We start from the raw sequence: 949 nt of genomic DNA on the forward strand, positions 1-949 counted from the left end.
GTCGGCGCGGCCAGGGCGAGGATGCGGCGCAGGCGCGCCCGCGTGCCGATCGGCGGGGCGAGGCCGGCGGCGTCAGCCATGCGCCGCATCCCCCGCGCCGAAGCGGCGGCGTATCGCGTCGTTCGCGCCGGGGCCGGGCAGGATGCGGACCTCCTCGGGCAGGATGCGGGAGCCGTCGGCGCGCAGCGGCGCGGGCGCGCTCACCGGCGCGCCGGTGCGCGTGTCGAGCATCGAGGTGGGCGGTCCCTCCGGGCCCGAGAAATGCCGCGCGCCCCAGTCGCGGATGGCGAGGTAGAGCGGGAAGGCGTCGCGGCCGCGCTCCGTCAGGCGATAGGCATGGCGGCCGCCGTCCCGCACCCGTTCCAGCACGCCATGGCGAACCAGGGCGGACAGCCGGGCGGAGAGGATGTTGGGCGCGATGCCGAGGTTCGTGGCGAAGACGTCGAAACGGGTGGTGCCGGCGAAGGCCTCCCGCAGGATCAGGATGGTCCAGCGTTCGCCGAGCACGGCCATGGCGCGGGCCACCGGGCAGCGCATGCGGGAGAAGTCGGTCGGGCGCATGGCGCGGGCTCCGCGGGGCAAGCGCATGGGAGCGCAAAGACTTGCAGCTTGCAAGCCTTGCGGATTCGAACGTTTGTCCACAGGAAAATGATGCCGCGGGCATCGCAGAACTTGTGTGCGGCAGGGTGAAGCGACTACCGTATGTTGTGTCAGGGGCACATCGGGGGATGGCGCAATGGACTGGACGGCGGAGGCGATCGAGCGCTTGAAGGCGCTCTGGGCCGAGGGGCATTCGACGGCCGAGATCGGCCGGCGGATGGGCATTTCCAAGAACGCGGTCGTTGGCAAGGCGCACCGGCTGAACCTGCCGGCCCGCCCGAGCCCGATCCGGCGCGACGCCGTGCCGCGGCCCGTGCCGGTGCCGCGCGCGCCGCGGCCGATGCCCGCC

Annotated in this window: 2 protein-coding genes; one reads left to right on the top strand and one right to left on the bottom strand. The window is 73.3% G+C overall.

What is annotated here, in order from left to right:
- Window positions 1-72 precede the first annotated feature (72 nt).
- On the bottom strand, window positions 73-561 hold the full coding sequence (locus HW577_RS25655; protein WP_232475248.1) for a winged helix-turn-helix transcriptional regulator: 489 nt from the start codon (window positions 559-561) through the stop codon (window positions 73-75).
- 175 nt (window positions 562-736) lie between these two features.
- Between HW577_RS25655 and HW577_RS25660 the strand changes: the two genes are divergently transcribed.
- Window positions 737-949, top strand: a 213-nt coding sequence (locus HW577_RS25660; protein WP_232475249.1) for a GcrA family cell cycle regulator, incomplete at its 3' end; no start/stop codon positions are given.

Origin of the sequence: Neoroseomonas rubea, from assembly GCF_016106015.1 — a bacterium.
GTDB lineage: Bacteria > Pseudomonadota > Alphaproteobacteria > Acetobacterales > Acetobacteraceae > Neoroseomonas > Neoroseomonas rubea.

Excerpts from the sequence above, each read along its gene's own strand:
- HW577_RS25655 (WP_232475248.1), bottom strand. The coding sequence starts at position 561 with ATGCGCCCGACCGACTTCTCCCGCATGCGCTGCCCGGTGGCCCGCGCC.